This is a genomic window from Mesorhizobium opportunistum WSM2075 (genome assembly GCF_000176035.2).
GTDB lineage: Bacteria > Pseudomonadota > Alphaproteobacteria > Rhizobiales > Rhizobiaceae > Mesorhizobium > Mesorhizobium opportunistum.
Genome location: NC_015675.1, coordinates 4368440 through 4385271 on the forward strand (window position 1 = coordinate 4368440; position 16832 = coordinate 4385271).

18 protein-coding genes are annotated in these 16832 nt (G+C 62.2%); 13 read left to right on the forward strand and 5 right to left on the reverse strand.

Going from position 1 to position 16832, the window contains the following annotated elements; genetic code table 11:
• Positions 1-28: 28 nt before the first annotated feature.
• The 4 genes from MESOP_RS21025 to MESOP_RS21040 all read right to left on the reverse strand — a co-directional run bounded on the left by MESOP_RS21025 (position 29) and on the right by MESOP_RS21040 (position 3047).
• Positions 29-466, reverse strand: coding sequence for an HIT family protein (locus tag MESOP_RS21025; RefSeq protein WP_013895353.1), 438 nt, complete (start codon positions 464-466; stop codon positions 29-31).
• A gap of 107 nt (positions 467-573) precedes the next feature.
• The gene (locus MESOP_RS21030) at positions 574-1785 is read right to left on the reverse strand and encodes a GNAT family N-acetyltransferase (protein ID WP_013895354.1); all 1212 of its coding nucleotides are present in this window, start codon (positions 1783-1785) and stop codon (positions 574-576) included.
• Between the two features lie 55 nt (positions 1786-1840).
• Positions 1841-2569 (reverse strand): glycerophosphodiester phosphodiesterase, encoded by a 729-nt coding sequence (locus tag MESOP_RS21035; protein ID WP_013895355.1) that lies wholly within the window; start codon positions 2567-2569, stop codon positions 1841-1843.
• 13 nt (positions 2570-2582) lie between these two features.
• On the reverse strand, positions 2583-3047 hold the full coding sequence (locus MESOP_RS21040; RefSeq protein WP_013895356.1) for a RidA family protein: 465 nt from the start codon (positions 3045-3047) through the stop codon (positions 2583-2585).
• Positions 3048-3186: 139 nt separating this feature from the next.
• Here MESOP_RS21040 and MESOP_RS21045 point away from each other — a divergent pair, with 139 nt between their 5' ends.
• From MESOP_RS21045 to tsf, 5 genes are all read left to right on the forward strand, one after another.
• On the forward strand, positions 3187-4017 hold the full coding sequence (locus MESOP_RS21045) for a cell envelope integrity EipB family protein (protein WP_013895357.1): 831 nt from the start codon (positions 3187-3189) through the stop codon (positions 4015-4017).
• A 96-nt stretch (positions 4018-4113) separates the two neighbouring features.
• Entirely contained in the window at positions 4114-4392 is a 279-nt protein-coding gene (locus tag MESOP_RS21050) for a DUF4031 domain-containing protein (RefSeq protein ID WP_013895358.1), read from the forward strand.
• Positions 4389-5000, forward strand: a complete 612-nt coding sequence (locus MESOP_RS21055; protein WP_013895359.1) for a LysE family translocator — start codon at positions 4389-4391, stop codon at positions 4998-5000. Before MESOP_RS21050 ends, MESOP_RS21055 begins: the two co-directional genes overlap by 4 nt.
• Positions 5001-5176: 176 nt before the next feature.
• The gene (gene rpsB / locus MESOP_RS21060) at positions 5177-5959 is read left to right on the forward strand and encodes a 30S ribosomal protein S2 (protein ID WP_013895360.1); all 783 of its coding nucleotides are present in this window, start codon (positions 5177-5179) and stop codon (positions 5957-5959) included.
• A 109-nt stretch (positions 5960-6068) separates the two neighbouring features.
• Positions 6069-6989, forward strand: coding sequence for a translation elongation factor Ts (tsf, locus tag MESOP_RS21065; protein WP_013895361.1), 921 nt, complete (start codon positions 6069-6071; stop codon positions 6987-6989).
• A gap of 107 nt (positions 6990-7096) precedes the next feature.
• Here tsf and MESOP_RS21070 read toward each other — a convergent pair whose 3' ends face one another.
• Positions 7097-8023 (reverse strand): LysR family transcriptional regulator, encoded by a 927-nt coding sequence (locus MESOP_RS21070; protein WP_013895362.1) that lies wholly within the window; start codon positions 8021-8023, stop codon positions 7097-7099.
• Positions 8024-8139: 116 nt separating this feature from the next.
• Here MESOP_RS21070 and MESOP_RS21075 point away from each other — a divergent pair, with 116 nt between their 5' ends.
• The 8 genes from MESOP_RS21075 (at position 8140) to bamA (ending at position 16757) form a co-directional block, all read left to right on the forward strand.
• Positions 8140-8667, forward strand: coding sequence for a nuclear transport factor 2 family protein (locus tag MESOP_RS21075; RefSeq protein WP_013895363.1), 528 nt, complete (start codon positions 8140-8142; stop codon positions 8665-8667).
• Positions 8668-8713: 46 nt separating this feature from the next.
• A complete protein-coding gene (locus tag MESOP_RS21080) occupies positions 8714-9823 on the forward strand; it encodes an aldo/keto reductase (RefSeq protein ID WP_013895364.1) in 1110 nt (369 codons plus the stop codon).
• Positions 9824-9976: 153 nt separating this feature from the next.
• A complete protein-coding gene (pyrH, locus tag MESOP_RS21085) occupies positions 9977-10699 on the forward strand; it encodes a UMP kinase (RefSeq protein ID WP_013895365.1) in 723 nt (240 codons plus the stop codon).
• 96 nt (positions 10700-10795) lie between these two features.
• Positions 10796-11350, forward strand: a complete 555-nt coding sequence (frr, locus tag MESOP_RS21090) for a ribosome recycling factor (protein ID WP_013895366.1) — start codon at positions 10796-10798, stop codon at positions 11348-11350.
• Positions 11351-11381: 31 nt separating this feature from the next.
• Positions 11382-12116: an isoprenyl transferase gene (locus MESOP_RS21095; RefSeq protein ID WP_013895367.1), complete on the forward strand. Its 735-nt coding sequence runs from the start codon at positions 11382-11384 to the stop codon at positions 12114-12116.
• Positions 12113-12928, forward strand: a complete 816-nt coding sequence (locus MESOP_RS21100) for a phosphatidate cytidylyltransferase (protein ID WP_013895368.1) — start codon at positions 12113-12115, stop codon at positions 12926-12928. The genes MESOP_RS21095 and MESOP_RS21100 overlap by 4 nt, the downstream gene beginning before the upstream one ends.
• Positions 12929-13024: 96 nt before the next feature.
• Positions 13025-14167 carry an RIP metalloprotease RseP gene (gene rseP / locus MESOP_RS21105; protein WP_013895369.1) on the forward strand — a complete coding sequence of 381 codons (1143 nt, stop codon included), beginning with the start codon at positions 13025-13027 and terminating at the stop codon, positions 14165-14167.
• Between the two features lie 217 nt (positions 14168-14384).
• Positions 14385-16757 (forward strand): outer membrane protein assembly factor BamA, encoded by a 2373-nt coding sequence (bamA, locus tag MESOP_RS21110; RefSeq protein WP_013895370.1) that lies wholly within the window; start codon positions 14385-14387, stop codon positions 16755-16757.
• Positions 16758-16832 lie beyond the last annotated feature (75 nt).

A 16832-nucleotide genomic window follows, 5' to 3' on the forward strand; every position in this document is an offset into this window, starting at 1 on the left:
CCGAGATGATCGCTCGGTTTAGAAAGACTTAAAATCGCGCACGCAGGACGGTTCGGATCATTTCGGCGTTCTGTGCCAGCACTTCGGGCTTCTCCATCCCACCCGTGTGGGGCTTCAGGGGGATGCCGTCGAAGCGCGGAATGACATGGACATGCAGATGGTAGACAGTCTGCCCTGAAGCGGGCTCGTTGAACTGCATGACGGTGACGCCGTCGGCGTCGAAGGCTTGTTTGACCGCCGCCGCCATTTTCTGGACGACCGTGAAAAGCGGACCGAAGGTCGAGGGGTCGGCGTCGAGCAGGTTGCGCGACGGCGCCTTCGGCACGACCAGCGTATGGCCGGGCCCCTGCGGCATCACGTCCATGAAGGCCACGACCGCTTCGTCTTCGTAGACGCGGTGCGAGGGAATTTCTCCGCGCAGAATCTTGGCGAAGATGTTTTCGGTGTCGTAGGCGGTTTCGGCCATGGTGAGCGCTCCGGATTGTGCCTCGCCATCTCGTGTAGCGAAGCTGCCCCGGAGCGGCAAGACGATGTCGTGGGACGATCAGGTGGCTGCCGCGCAAAAGGCGCCCGCTATTCCTCGAGATCCTTGCGGAAAGGCGTGTGGTCTTCCAGATATTCGCCCATCCGCTCCACTTCGCGACGCTCGCGCCGGAGATAATCGGCCACCGCATTGCGCAGGCCGGGATGAGAAATGTAATGCGCGGAATGCATGGTCACCGGCCGGTAGCCGCGTGCCAGCTTGTGCTCTCCCTGGGCGCCTGCCTCGACCACCTTGAGCTTGCGTTCGATGGCGAAGTCGATCGCCTGGTGGTAGCAGACCTCGAAATGCAGGAAGGGATGATCCTCGATGCAGCCCCAGTTGCGGCCATAGAGCGCGTCGGAGCCGATGAAGTTGATGGCGCCGGCTATGTAGCGCCCATTTCGCCTGGCCATCACCAGAAGGATGTCGTCCGCCATGCGTTCGCCGATCAGCGAGAAGAACTGGCGGTTCAGATAGGGACGGCCCCATTTGCGGCTGCCAGTGTCCATGTAGAAGGCGAAAAAGTCGTCCCAGGCCTTTTCCGTCAGGTCCTTGCCGGTCAGCCAGTCGATCGAGATGCCATCGGCAAGCGCCTCGCGCCTTTCCTTCTTCATCGCCTTGCGCTTGCGCGAGGCTAGCGTGGCCAGGAAGTCGTCATAGGTGGAAAAGCCTTCGTTGAAGAAGTGGAATTGCTGATCGGTGCGATGCAGGAAGCCTGCCGCCTCCAGCGTCGCGACATCGCTCTCCTGCGCGAAGGTGACATGCGCGGAGGACACGCCGAGCTTGTCGGTCACCATTTTGAGGCCGGCGGCCAGCCCGGCCTTCACCGCATCCTGGTCCTCGCCTTTGCCGACCAGCAGGCGAGGGCCGGTGACCGGCGTGAACGGCACAGCACTTTGCAGTTTTGGATAATAGCGGCCGCCGGCGCGCTCGAAGGCATCCGACCAACCGTGATCGAACACATATTCGCCCTGGCTGTGCGACTTGAGATAGCAGGGGACGGCACCGAGCAGCCTGCCTTGCGCTGTCTCCAGCCGCAGGTGATGTCCTTGCCAGCCGGTGCGCCGTACGGCGCAGCCGGAATCCTCCAGTGCACTTAAAAAAGCGTATGAAACCAGCGGGTTATAGTCGTTTTCCGCGTTACGCGTGGTGCCGGCAAATCCGTTCCATTCATCGCAGGTGAAGGCTCCGATGCCAGCGGCGATGCGGATCGAATAGTCCGCATTTGCCGTTTGCCTGTCGCCATCGTCGCCCTGATCCATGAGGCTTATTTAAGCTCCATCCGGGCTGCTACAAGTCACGTTTCAGACACTCCGCTCAGGCGACTTGGACGAGGTCGGGTTCGAACCCTTCGAAGGTCATCTGGTCGGCATATCTGAAGGTCAAGTCGACCGCGGGCTGATCATGCACCGTCCAGGTGATGACGGGCATTTTGAGCTTTTCACGCACAAAGCTGACAAACGGATTCGGCAGATCGCCGGCGGCGTAGGAGGTGAAGGAAAGCTCGTGCGCCAGCATGGCGAAATGCGCCTCGATCAGGTTGAGGTCCTTGCCGTAGGCGGTCAGTCCACCCGGAATGCCCGGCGCGTGTTTGGCGAAATCGCGGATCAGCCAGTGATCGAACGACATGATCGCCGCCTTGCCCTTGTAGCGCTTGAGCATCTTGCCGACGCGCGCCACCAGCCCTTCGTCGCGGCCGGGAGTCCCTTTCAGCTCGACGACCATGGGTACGCGGCCATCGACGAGGTCGAGCGCTTCCTGCAGCGTCGGCACGTGATCCGATGTCCCGCCAACCTTGAGCGTCGCAAGTTCAGCCGCGGTGCGCTGCCAGACGAAACCGTCCTGCCCGGTCAGCCTCTTCAGGTCGCCATCGTGGATGATGACGGGGACGCCATCCGACGACAGATGCACGTCGCATTCGATGGCGTAGCCACGTTCGGCCGCGGCAGTGAAGGCGGAAAGCGTGTTTTCCCAGCGCGTCTTGTTCATGTCGTGAAAGCCGCGATGGGCAACGGGCCGGGCAATCAGCCAGGATAGGTCGGTCATGTCAGGCCTTCGCTCATTCGACTTCGAAGATCGCTTCGATTTCCACTGCGGCATTAAGCGGCAGGGAGGCGGTGCCGACGGCGGAGCGGGCATGCTTGCCGCGCTCCCCAAGAGCGGCGACCAGGAAATCGGAAGCGCCATTGGCAACCAGGTGCTGCTCGACGAAGTCGGTGGCGGAGGCGACGAAGACGGTGATCTTCACCAGGCGGCGGATTTTCTCGAGATCGCCTAGCGCTGCCTTGGCCTGTGCCAGAATGTTGATGGCGCAGTATTTCGCGCCGTCCTTGCCGCTTGCCGTGTCGACGTCGCGGCCGAGCAGGCCGACGGCCTGCAGCTTGCCGTCCTTGAGCGGCAATTGCCCGGCGGTGAACAGCAGGTTGCCGGTCCTGCAGTAAGGCACGTAGTTGGCGGCAGGCGCGGCAGCGACAGGAAGCGTCACGCCCAGATCGCTTAGCCGCTTTTCGATTGTTTCACTCATTGCTTTTCCCTATTGCTGGAAGGCGCCGCGCTGGCCGGGCCGAAATTGCTATTTTTGCCTCGCTTCCGCCACGACTTTTTTTAAGCTGGACCATCTTTCCCTGCGGCCCTGCCATCAGCCGCGACGATCGGAGCACCACATGCGCGCAACGCGCCTCGCATTCCATGCCGTCCTGTTGTCTGCGGTCTTCTCGATAGGGCCCGCTTTCGCCGTGCCGGCGCTGCAGGCGCATCGCGCCGTGTACGACCTCACCCTCAACAAGGCGTCCGACCGCTCCGGCATAACCGGCATATCGGGCCGTATGGTCTACGAGTTCAACGGCTCCGCCTGCGAGGGCTATACCGTGAAGTTCCGTTTCGTCACCCAGATCGTCACCAATGACAATACAAGAGTCACCGACCAGCAGACGACCACGTTCGAGGATGCCGAAGGCAAGACGTTTTCGTTCGTGACCAAATCCTTCGTCGACCAGAACCTCGACAAGGAGGTCAAGGGCATTGCCACGAAAGACGCGAAGGGGCTCAAGGTCGATATCGACAAGCCCGAGAAGAACAGCCTCGAACTCGCCGCCACCCAGTTCCCGACCCAACATCTGGTCGAACTGATCGGCAAGGCCGAGAAGGGCGAGAACTTCTACCAGACAAACCTGTTCGACGGTTCGGAAGACGCCAACAAGGTGATGGCGACCACAGTCGTCGTCGGCAAGAAGACCGATGGCGAGAAGGCCGATCCGGAAGCGCCGGCGCTGGCGAAGCTTGCCACCGACAAATACTGGCCGGTCGACATCGCCTATTTCGACGACAGCGCCCAGAACGGCGAAGAAGTGCCGGAATATCGGATCAGCTTCAAGCTGCATGAGAACGGCATCACCCGCGATCTCACCATGGACTATGGCGACTTCTCGATGACCGGCAAGCTGGTCAATCTTTCGCTGTTCGACCAGACAAAGCCTTGCCCGGTATCGAAATAATTGGCCCAGTATCGAAATAACTGGCGCGGTATCGAAATAGCTGGCGCGGTATCGAAATAGCGGGAATGTGCAATTGAGCGAGCCACGGCGGGCTTGATGGCGGTCTACGTCGACGCGGCGATCTGGAAGTGGGCGGGCCATCTCTGGTGCCATCTCCTGGCCGACGATACCGACGAGTTGCATCGCTTTGCCGCCGAACTCGGCGTCAAGCGCTCGTCCTACCAGGGACCGCCCAAGACATCGGCGCCGCATTATGACATAACCGGCTTCGAGCGCGACCGCGCGGTGCGGCTTGGCGCCATCGAATGCAGCCGCGAGCAGATCGTCGCCATCTTCCGGCGCGTGCGGGTGCCCAACGGAAAGGCCAGGCGATGACACCAACGGCTTTTTTCGCGTACTGCGCCGCCGTCACCCTCGCCGCCGCAACACCCGGACCAGCGATGTTCGCGGTCATTACCAATGGTGTGTCGCGTGGGTTTCTTCGCGCCTTCATAGCTGGCGTCGGAGTCGCGGCCGGTGATGCCGTGCTGGTCACTCTGGCGCTGCTCGGGCTGGTGGCGCTCGCCCAGACCTTCGAATGGATCTTTCTCCTGCTGAAATATGCAGGCGCCGCCTATCTGATCTTTCTCGGCGTCAGGATGTGGCGGGCCTCGGCGACGCAATCAAACAAGGCGCAGATGGCCGAGGCGAGATTGTCCCGGTCCTTCCTCCTTGGCGCGTCCATAGCGCTGGGGAATCCGAAGGCTATCCTGTTCCATGCCTCGATCATGCCGCTCATCCTCAATCTCGACACCATGACCTTCACCGATGGTTTGCTGGTGGTTGCGGTCGTGATCAGCGTGAACGTCCTGACCATGGGGCTCTATGCCGCGCTGGCGGGCAGGGCCTCAGGCTGGTTCAGGACGCCGAAGCGCATGCGGCTGATGAACAGGTTTGCCGGCAGCGCCATGATTGGCACCGGAGCGCTGATTGCCGCACGCTGAGCGGTGAAGCGCCTCATCGCTTGCGTTTGTCGCGCATCCCCTCTATATGCGCGCTCATTCCACACACGGACTTTGGTGTCTGCCCGGGAGAAATCCGGCTGAAACCTCCGGTGGCGTTCGAGGACTTCGTCCAAAAATGCCTGTGTCCGTGGAGGCTAACCGGAAAGGAAATGAGAATGGCACTGCCTGATTTCAGCATGCGCCAGCTTTTGGAAGCTGGCATTCACTTCGGCCACCAGACCCATCGCTGGAACCCGAAGATGGCGCCCTACATCTATGGCGCCCGCAACAACATCCACATCATCGACCTCTCGCAGACGGTGCCTTTGCTGCACCAGGCTCTGAAGCAGGTTTCCGACACCGTTGCCAAGGGCGGCCGCGTGCTGTTCGTCGGCACCAAGCGCCAGGCGTCGGACATCGTCGCCGACGCGGCACAGCGCTCGGCACAGTATTACGTCAATTCGCGTTGGCTCGGCGGCATGCTGACCAACTGGAAGACGATCTCGAACTCGATCCAGCGCCTGCGCAAGCTCGACGAGATGCTGGCCGGCGAGGCCCAGGGCCTCACCAAGAAGGAGCGCCTCAACCTCGACCGCGAGCGCGAGAAGCTCGACAAGGCACTCGGCGGCATCAAGGACATGGGCTCGACGCCCGACCTGATGTTCGTGATCGACACCAACAAGGAAGCGATCGCCATCCTCGAGGCCAAGCGTCTCGGGATCCCGGTCGTCGCCATCATCGATTCGAACTGCGATCCGGACAAGATCGACTTCCCGATCCCCGGCAATGACGACGCCGCCCGCGCCATCCAGCTCTACTGCGACCTGATCGCCAAGGCTGCGATCGACGGCATCGCCCGTCAGCAGGGCGCACTCGGTGTCGACATCGGCGCTTCGGTCGAAGCTCCCGTCGAGCCGGCGCTCGACCCGGCACCGGCATCGGAAACCCCCGAGGCTTGACAATCGAAGGCCGCCCGCGGCCTCCATCTTTCTCATATTTTGGCACGCTAAACAGACGCACCATCGAATATCGATGGTGCGTCGGTGCATTCTAGACAAAGAGGCGACAATGAGCATTTCGGCTGCACAGGTCAAAGAACTCCGCGACTTGACCGGCGCGGGTATGATGGACTGCAAGGCGGCGTTGACCGAGACCAACGGCAACATGGAAGAGGCCGTAGACTGGCTGCGCAAGAAGGGCATCTCGAAGGCTGACAAGAAGGCTGGCCGTACCGCGGCCGAAGGCCTGATCGGCGTTGACAGTGGCGTACGCGAGGCTGCCATTGTCGAGGTCAACTCCGAGACCGACTTCGTCGCCCGCAACGCCGCGTTCCAGGAAATCGTCGCCAATGTCGCCAAGGTCGCGCTCGCCTACGGCATGACGGAAGCCGTGGCTGCCGCGAAGTATCCGGGCTCGGACAAGTCGGTCACCGACACCATCAAGGACGCTGTCGGCACCATTGGCGAGAATTTGGGCTTCCGCCGCTCGGCCAAGCTCACCGTTCCGCACGGCGCCGTCGCTACCTACGTCCACAACGCGGTTGCCGACGGCCTGGGCAAGCTCGGCGTGCTTGTCGCGATCGAGACCACGGGCAACGAGCATGCCGCCAACGCCTTTGGCCGCCAGGTCGCCATGCATGTCGCCGCCACCAACCCGATGGCGCTGACCGCGGAGCAGATCGATCCGGCAGCGGTCGAGCGCGAGAAGGCGATCTTCTCCGACCAGGCGCGCCAGTCCGGCAAGCCGGAAGCGATCATCGAGAAGATGGTCGAGGGCCGCATGCGCAAGTTCTATGAGGAAGTCGTGCTCCTGAAGCAGGCCTTCGTGCTGAATCCCGACATCACCGTCGAGAAGGCGCTCAAGGATGCCGAGAAAGACATCGGCGCGCCGGCCAAGATCACGGCCTATCTGCGCTTCGCGCTCGGCGAAGGCATCGAGAGGGAAGAGTCCGATTTCGCGGCGGAAGTCGCGGCGGCGGTCAAGAAATAAGCCCTTCCAGGGCTAACTCTTTATTTTAACGCAATTCCCAAGGGAAAGCGCTACGCGCTTTTCCGGGAAAACCGCTTCACACTTTTCCTGGAATTGCTCCAACGAACTCAGGCAACTCGGCCGGGTGTCCGCAAGGGCGCCCGGCCGATTTCGTTTGCGGTATCGATGAAGGCCCTCAGCTTCGGCGCCATCGCGGCCCGGCGTGGGAAGTAGAGAAAAAGCCCAGGCTCCTCGATCGCCGATTGCGGCAGCACCTGGACGAGGCGGCCGGCGGCAAGATCGGCGCGCGCCAGTGGCTCGAACATATAGGCGAGCCCGACGCCTGCAAGCGCAAGATCGATTGCCGCAAGCGAATCCGTCACGACAACGCTGCCCCGCGTCTCCATGGCGATGTCCTTGCCGTCCTCGACCAGATCCCAGCGATAGAGTGCCCCGGAGCGGACGAGCCGGTAGCCAATGCAATTGTGATTCGCCAGATCGGCAACGCTGCCGGGACGGCCGTGCCGCCCGATATAGGCGGGCGAGGCGACGATGACGACGGAGAATGGCGGCGTCAGCCGGACCGCCACCATGTCCTGCGCGATCATCTCGCCAAGCCGGATGCCGGCATCGAAGCCTTCGCCGACGATATCCACCAGACCCTGGTCGGCGAAAATCTCGACCGTAACCTCCGGATAGCGCTCGGCCATCGCTGCGACGACTGGCGTCACCGCCAAGGGGATCGCGATGTTGGAAGCGTTGATCCTGAGCAGGCCAGATGGCCTGCCTTTGACGCTGCGGATACGGTCCATCCGCTCGGCGATGTCCTGCAGGGCAGGGGCCGCCGTTTCCACCAGCGCCTTGCCGGCCTCGGTGAGCGAAACGCTGCGCGTCGTGCGTGCGAACAGAGGCTGGCCGATCCGCTCTTCGACGAGGCGCACCGCATGACTGACCGCCGAAGGGCTCATGCCGAGTTCGGCGGCGGCAAGCGCGAAGCCGCCGCGCCGGGCAACGGCGACGATCACAGGCAGGTGGGTGAGCAGGTCCCGATCCATTAATGCATGATATCGCATAGTCTATGCGAACAATGCAATCTTATCGATGTCAGCATGCCGGTCCACATTGTCGCCAACACGTCGGCGATGGGCTGATGGCATCGAGGAGAAGAGACATGAATGCGTTGAAGCATGTGACGTTCGCTGCAGGCTTGGCTTTGGCGCCGGTCGATGCCGGCGGGGCGGAACCATCCGACTGGCAGGCGTTAGCTGACGAGCGCGCGGTGATCCGCATCGCCGATGCCATCGACCGCGCCGTCGACGCCCAGGACTGGACGCTTGCACGCAGCTATTTCGCGGATCGGGTCACTGCCGATTTCAGCAGCCTTTCCGGCCAGCCGGCGGCCAACATCGCTTCCGACGACCTGATCGGCGCCTGGGCGGGCAACCTCAAGGGCAGCAAGACAAGCCTGCACCTGCGCACCAATCACCAGGTCGTCCTCGAGGCCGATGCGGCGACCGTTCGTTCCAACGGCTATGCCTGGAACCGGATGGAAGGCAATGGCGACCCGCTTTGGGAAGTATGGGGCACCTATGAGCACCACCTGACGCGCTCCGCCGCCGGCTGGAAGGTCGACGGCTTCACGTTCCGCATGACGCATGAGCGCGGCAATCCCTGGGTCAAGACGACGCCGGGACAGTGAACTGCGGGCCAGTGACGCAGCAGCTACCAAGCATTGGAGAACGATCATGAGCATGACCTATTACACGCTCGGCAACAGCGGCCTCAGGGTCAGCCGGCTGGCGCTGGGCACGATGACCTTCGGCACGGAATGGGGTTGGGGAGCCGACAGGGACACCGCGCGGGCGATGTTCGATGCCTATGTCGAGGCGGGCGGCAATTTCTTCGACACCGCGGACCTCTACACCGGCGGCACCGCCGAAGCCTGGCTTGGCGAATTCATCGCCGAGCGCGGCTTGCGCGACATGGCGGTGATCGCCAGCAAGTTCACCATGAACATGCAGCCTGGCAATCCGAATGCCGGCGGCAATGGCCGCAAGAACATCATGCGGGCCGTCGATGCTTCGCTGAAGCGGTTGGGCACCGACTATATCGATCTCTATCTCATGCATGTCTGGGACAGGCTGACGCCGGCCGAAGAGGTCATGCGCACGCTCGACGATCTCGTGCGCGCGGGCAAAATTCGCCATGTCGGCCTGTCCGATGTGCCGGCCTGGTACGCGGGCCGGGCCCAGGCGATCGCCGAACTGCGCGGATATGAGCCGGTCTCGGCGCTACAGCTGGAATACTCCCTGGCCGAACGAGCGATCGAGAACGAATTCGTGCCGTTCGGCATGCGCCATGGCGCCGGCATCATGGTCTGGAGCCCGCTGGCGAGCGGACTGCTGAGCGGCAAGTATCGGCCGGCTCAGGCCGGAAACGCCGGTCGGCTCGACGGATTCCGCAACTCGACGCATCCGGGCTTTCAGAAGTTCACCGAGCGCAACTGGGCCATCGTCGCCGAACTCGAGAAGGTCGCATCCGAGCTTGGCCGCTCCATGTCCCAGGTCGCGCTCAACTGGGCGGCGACGCAGCCGGGGATTGCCGCCGTCATCCTCGGCGCGACGAAGCTTGCCCAGATGCAGGACAATCTTGGCGCGCTGGATTTCGACATTCCCGCAAGGCTTCGCGAACGGCTGGACGAGGTCAGCAGGACTCCGGCGCCGTTTCCCTATTCCTTTTTCGGTCCGCAAATACAGGCGCGCGTTACCGGCGGTGCCGCGACCGGCGACAAGCCTTCCGGATACGCGTCGCCGGTGCTCGTCGAAGGTCTGCCGACCAGCGTCTCCACCAGTTGATCGATCGGGCAGGGTGGCCATGAAATTGCCGTTTGGGCGCCGCGTGACATCGCGGCGCCCTTCGTGTATCGGAACTCGGCATCGTGCCAATGTTCGGGTGCCTGCGCGAGGGCGGCCAGCCCAGGCGCCCCACATGCAAATGACGAGGACCATATGACGGTGAAGCCCCTCTACCGACGTGTTTTGTTGAAAGCGTCGGGCGAAGCGTTGATGGGCGAACAGCATTTCGGCATCGATGTCTCGGTCGTGGACCGCATTGCCGCCGACATCGCCGAAGCCCGCGCGCTGGGCATCGAGGTTGGCGTCGTCATCGGCGGCGGCAACATCTTTCGCGGCGTGGCCGTCGCCTCCAAGGGCGGAGACCGCGTCACCGGCGACCATATGGGCATGCTGGCCACGGTCATCAACTCGCTGGCGCTGCGTACATCGCTGAACAAGATCGGCGTCGACGCCGTCGTGCTGTCCGCGATTGCCATGCCCGAGCTCTGCGAAAGCTTTTCGCAACGCCAGGCGACCGCCTACATGAACCAGGGCAAGGTGGTGATCTTTGCCGGCGGCACCGGCAATCCGTTCTTCACGACCGATTCGGCCGCCGCACTTCGCGCGGCTGAAATCGGCGCCGACGCGCTGTTCAAGGGCACGCAGGTCGACGGCGTCTACTCGGCTGATCCGAAAAAGGATCCGGATGCGACGCGTTTCGAGCGCATCAGCCATGGTGAAGTCATAAAACGCGGCCTTTCCATCATGGATACGGCTGCGATTGCACTTGCGCGTGAAAACAACATTCCGATAATCGTTTATTCGATCCACGAAAAAGGTGGTTTCGGCGATATTCTGAGGGGCGGCGGCCGCTGCACGGTCGTCGCGGACGATTGATCCGGGGCCTGATCCCGAAGAGGGAAGCCGGTTTCGACAATCGGCTCGAACGCCCCGAAGCAGTGAACCCGCGGCAGACGGGTCGAGGAGACTAAGATGAGTGGTGAGTACGACGATCTCAAGCGGCGCATGGATGGGGCAATCGCGGCGTTCAAGCATGACCTGGCTTCGCTGCGGACCGGTCGTGCTTCCAGCAATCTGCTCGATGCGATCCAGGTGCAGGCCTATGGCACCACCATGCCGATCAACCAGGTCGCCAACGTCACGGTGCCGGAGCCGCGCATGATCTCGGTGTCGGTCTGGGACAAGTCGATGGTCAGTGCCGTCGACCGCGCCATCCGCGAATCCAATCTGGGCTTCAATCCGATCGTCGACGGCACCAATCTGAGGATTCCGCTGCCGGAGCTCAACGAGCAGCGCCGCAAGGAACTGGTCAAGATCTCGCATGGCTACGCCGAGAACGCCCGCGTCGCCGCGCGCCACGTGCGCCGCGACGGCATGGATTTCCTGAAAAAAGCGGAGAAGGACGGCGACATCAGCGAGGACGATCATCGCAAGCGCTCGGACCAGGTGCAGAAGCTCACCGACGAAACGATCAGCACCATCGATCATCTGCTTTCCGACAAGGAAGCTGAAATCATGCAGGTTTAGGTTGGCCTTGGGCTGATCCGAAAGCGAGATCATGACAACGCCCGCGCACGTCGCGATCATCATGGATGGAAATGGACGCTGGGCCAAGGCGCGTGGCATGCCGAGGCTTGCGGGTCATCGCGCCGGGGTGGAGGCGCTGCGCAAGACGGTGCGGGCGGCTCCCGATCTCGGCATCTCCTTCCTGACCGTCTATGCCTTCTCGTCGGAGAACTGGTCGCGGCCGAAGTCCGAGGTCAGCGACCTGATGGGACTGTTGAAGCTGTTCATCCGCCGCGACCTTGCCGATCTGCACCAGAGCGGCGTGCGGGTCAGGATCATCGGCGACAGGACAGGGCTGCAGGCCGACATCAGGGGGCTGCTCGACGAAGCTGAATCGCTTACCGCCAACAACGAGGCGCTGACGCTGGTCATCGCCTTCAACTATGGCGGGCGCGACGAGATCGTCCGCACGGCACGCAAGCTTGCCTCGGCCGTGGCGCGCGGCGAGATCGACAGCGAGGCAATCACCGCCGAAAACTTTGCCGGCTTGCTCGACACGCAAGGCATCCCCGACCCGGAACTGGTCATACGCACCAGCGGCGAGCTCCGCCTGTCCAACTTCCTCTTGTGGCAGGCCGCCTACAGCGAACTCGTCTTCCTGCCGTGCTATTGGCCGGACTTCAACCGCGAGCACCTCGCCGAGGCCTTGCGCGAATTCGCCGGCCGCGAGCGCCGTTTCGGCGGCCTGGGCCCGCCAGACGTCGCTTCGCGACCGGCCGCGGGATGAGCAACCTTCAGCTCCGCGTCATTTCGGCGGTCGTGCTGGCCATTGTCGCCCTTGGCCTGACCTGGCTTGGCGGCCTGCCTTTCCGGCTGCTGTGCGCGGCGATGTCGGCGATGATCTTTTACGAGTGGACACGCATGTCGCGGCCTGTGCCGGCCAGCGGGCTCGGCTTCCTGCCCGAAGCGCTGGCCACCGTTTTCATCGTCGCCCTGATTGCCGGCCTTCCCGCATTCTGGCTGCTGCCGCTCGTCGTGGCGCTGGTTGCCGTGGCGGCGATTGCCGCCCGGGTCGGCAAGAGCGGGCAGTGGGACGCGAGCGGTCTTGCCTATGCCTGCGTGTCTGGCTTGTCGCTTGCCCTGCTGCGTGATGGCGACCATTCGGGGCTCGTCGCCATCCTGTTTCTGTTCGCGGTGGTCTGGGCGACCGACATTTTTGCCTATTTCGTCGGACGCGCGGTCGGCGGCCCCAAACTGGCGCCGTCGATTTCGCCCGGCAAGACGCGCAGCGGCGCGCTCGGCGGCGCGGTTGGCGGCGTTGTCGCCGGTCTCATCCTTGCCGCCATCGCCGGCGCCGGCAACCTGGCGTTGCTCGGTCTTGTGGCGCTCGCGCTTTCGATTGTCGCCCAGGCTGGCGACCTTTTCGAATCATGGGTCAAGCGGCGGCATGGCTGCAAGGATTCGGGCGTGCTCATTCCAGGCCATGGCGGCGTCATGGATCGCGTCGACGGGCTTGTCGCGGCGGCTCTCGCCCTGTACGTCATCGGCTGGATTTCGGCGGGGGCCGATCATCCGGCACGGGGGCTGTTTCCCATTTGAATGGTGTCGTTCCGCGATCCGATGCGGGCATGCCTTGGATTTGCCTGGATTGATGTCACAGTCACGGCGCAACCGCGGAAGAATTGAGGGCCTGAGTTGAACGAGATTCTTCACGCGATTTTCAGCACGGACGGCCTCTTTCTCGGCACGCTGGTGCCGTTTCTCTTCGTGCTCACCGTGGTGGTGTTCGTCCACGAAATGGGCCACTACCTCGTCGGCCGCTGGTGCGGCATCGGGGTCAGGGCGTTCTCGATCGGCTTCGGTCCGGAACTCATCGGCTTCAACGACAGGCATGGCACGCGCTGGAAGCTCTGCGCCATACCGCTGGGCGGCTACGTCAAATTTGTCGGCGACATGAGTGCCACCTCCAGCAAACCTACGGCTGGAGAGCTCGAAACGCTGACCGACGAGGAACGCAAGATCGCCTTCCACACCCAGGCGATCTGGAAGCGCGCGGCGACGGTGGCGGCCGGGCCGCTGTTCAATTTCCTGCTGACGATCGTCGTCTTCTCCGTGCTGTTCACCACCTATGGGCGTTATGTCGCCGAGCCCATGGTGGCGCAGGTTACCGCTGACAGTCCGGCAGCCAGGGCCGGCATCCTGCCCGGAGACCGATTCGTCAGTGTCGACGGCAGCAAGGTCGAGACCTTCGGTGACGTGCAGCGCCTGGTTTCGGGCCGTGCCGGTGACACGATCACCTTCGTCATGCTGCGCGGTGGCAAGGAAGTCACCGTGACGGCGACGCCGCAGTTGATGGAGCAGGAGGACGCACTCGGCAACAAGGTCAGGGTCGCGGTGATCGGCGTCGTCAACAACAAGGAGCTCGGCCAGCCCCGTCTCGTCACCTACACCCCGGTCGGCGCCGTTGCCGCGGCGGTCGAGGAAACCGGCCATGTGATCGAGCGCACCGGTCAGTTCATGCAGCGCTTCGCCGTCGGGCGCGAGGACAAGTGCCAGCTGGGTGGCCCCGTCAAGATCGCCGACATGGCCGGCAAGGCAGCCAAGCTGGGTTTCGAGTGGCTGGTTCAGCTCGTTGCATTGCTGTCCGTCGGGATAGGCATTCTAAACCTTTTGCCGATTCCCCCCCTCGACGGGGGCCATCTCTTGTTCTACGGGGTGGAGGCCGTCATCCGCCGTCCGGTGTCGGAATGGATGATGGAAATGGCCTATCGGGCCGGTCTGCTTCTGGTGCTGTGCTTCATGGGCTTCGTTTTCTGGAACGATCTGTTTGGGTGCTGAAATCATGAAGGAATTTGGCCTGGGCACGGTCGATGTTGAGACGCCGTTTACCATGCACGGGGATATGAGTGACGCGAAAGCCACGCAACTCGGTTAAGTAAATACAAATTAACCAGAAGCCTTGCGTGTAGGGAAAATCCGGTTAATACGGTAGGGGAAATTACCGCACGTCCGGTTTTCTCGCCGTGGGGACTACGAGAAAAGGTTATTAAGCCCGATGAAGGCAGCATCCAAGTTTCTGAACGCCGCGTCCGCGGCGGCACTGTCCGCCGCTCTGGTCGTACCAGGTGCGCTCGCAGTGCAATTCGTTGCCACATCGGCGGCTGAAGCCGCTGTCGTCAGCCGGGTGGAAGTGAGCGGCAACCAGCGTGTCGACGCCGAAACCATCCGCAACTACATCACCATCAAGCCGGGCAAGGCCTTCTCCAGTTCGGACATCGACAGCGCGGTCAAGGCGCTGTTCGGCACCGGCCTGTTCTCGGATGTCCAGATCAACCAGGTCGGCTCGACCCTGGTGGTCAAGGTTTCCGAATACAAGGTCGTCAACCAGGTGCTGTTCCAGGGCAACAAGAAGCTCAAGGACAACGCGCTTCAGGCCGCGGTTCAGTTGAAGCCGCGCAGCACGTTCTCGCAAGCCACGCTCGATTCGGACGTCGAGGCGGTCAAGGCCGCGTACCGCCGTATCGGCCGTGACGACGCCGGCGTGACCACCCAGATCATGGATCTCGGTGACAACCGCGTGAACGTGGTCTTCAAGATCACTGAAGGCGACCGCACGCAGATCGCCGCGATCAATTTTGTCGGCAACAGCGCCTATTCCAGCCGCCGCCTGTCGGACGTGATCAACACCAAGCGCTCGTCCTGGGTTTCGTTCATCCTGCGCGATGACGTCTATGACGAAGACAAGCTGCGCGCCGACCAGGAGCTGCTGCGCCGCTTCTATTACAATCACGGCTACGCCGATTTCCAGGTCGTGTCGGCTGTCGGCGAGCTCGACAATGCGACGAACAAATACACCGTCACTATCACCGTCCAGGAAGGCGAGCGGTACAATTTCGGCGATATCAGCGTCGAAAGCACGATCCCGGAAGTCGACGCCAAGTCGCTGCAATCGGTGGTCGAGACCCAAAAGGGCGACGTCTACAACGCAAAGAACGTCGAGGATTCGATCATTGCCTTGACCGAGAAGGTGGCCGGTTCCGGCTACGCCTTCGCGCAGGTGACGCCACGTGGCGACCGCAATTTCGAGAACCATACGATCTCGGTGGTCTACACCATCGATCAGGGCACCAAGGCCTATATCGAGCGCATCGAGATCCGTGGCAACGATCGCACACGCGACTACGTCATTCGCCGCGAATTCGACGTCAGCGAAGGCGACGCGTTCAACCAGGTGCTTGTCCAGCGCGCGAAGAAGCGGCTGGAAGACCTGAATTATTTTGACAAAGTTGATATCTCGACGGTGCCCGGCTCGCAGCCCGACCAGGTCGTCCTGGTGGTCGACGTGGTCGAGAAGTCGACGGGTGAATTCTCGGTCGGCGCCGGCTATTCGACCGGTGGCGACACGGCGGGTCCGTCGGTCGAAGGATCGATCACCGAGCGTAACTTCCTCGGCCGCGGCCAGTTCATCAAGGTGTCGGCGGGCGGCGGCAAGAATTCGCGCGACTACAGCCTGTCCTTCACCGAGCCGTATTTCCTCGGCCGTCGCATCGCCGCCGGCTTCGACATCTACAAGTCGACGCGGGAATACAACAACAATTACGACAGCGACACGACGGGCGCGACGATCCGCTTCGGACTGCCGATCACCAACAGCATCACGACCCAGTTGGCCTACAATATCTCGCAAGAGAAATATAAGGTCGACGATAGTTGCGGTCCCACCGGTCCTGGTAATTTGGACGGCACCTGCACGATTTCTCCGGCCATCCTGGATGGCATCGCTCAGAGTCCTTGGATCAAGTCGTCGGTCAGCTTGGGGCTGGTCTACAACACCATCGACGACATGAAGAACCCGCACGAGGGTATCTACGCCAACACGACGGTCGAAGTGGCCGGTCTCGGTGGCGATGCCAAGTTCGTGAAGGTCACTGGACGCGGCAGCGTCTACCAGACCCTCTCCGAGCAGCTTGACCTGGTCGGATTGATTTCAGGCGGTGCGGGTCACGTGGAGGCTTACGGCGGCGATGGATCTCTGCGGATATTCGATCAATTCCAAAGCACTGACCGCATGATCCGTGGCTTTGCCTATGGCGGTATCGGCCCGGTCGATCCGACCACGGGTGACCATCTCGGTGGTGTGACCTATTTCAACGCCTCGGCCGAAGCGCAGTTCCCGTTGCCTGTTGTTCCGGAGAGCTTCGGTCTGCGCGGCGCTGTATTTGCGGATGCTGCAACGTTGTACGGCAGCAAGATCGATACTAGCGTGAACCAGAGTTCGCTTGACATGAAATTGCGTGCTTCGGTCGGTATCGGCCTGATGTGGGCCTCGCCCTTCGGTCCGATCCGTATCGACTATGCGATCCCGGTCAGGAAGGAAGCGACCGACGACGTGCAGGAATTCAACTTCGGCATATCGACCCGCTTCTGATCGGCGGCCAACGATGCTCCCGGATTTTCTGGATCCGGGAGAAATGTTCCGACCTAGCTGGATATAGCTTCTGGA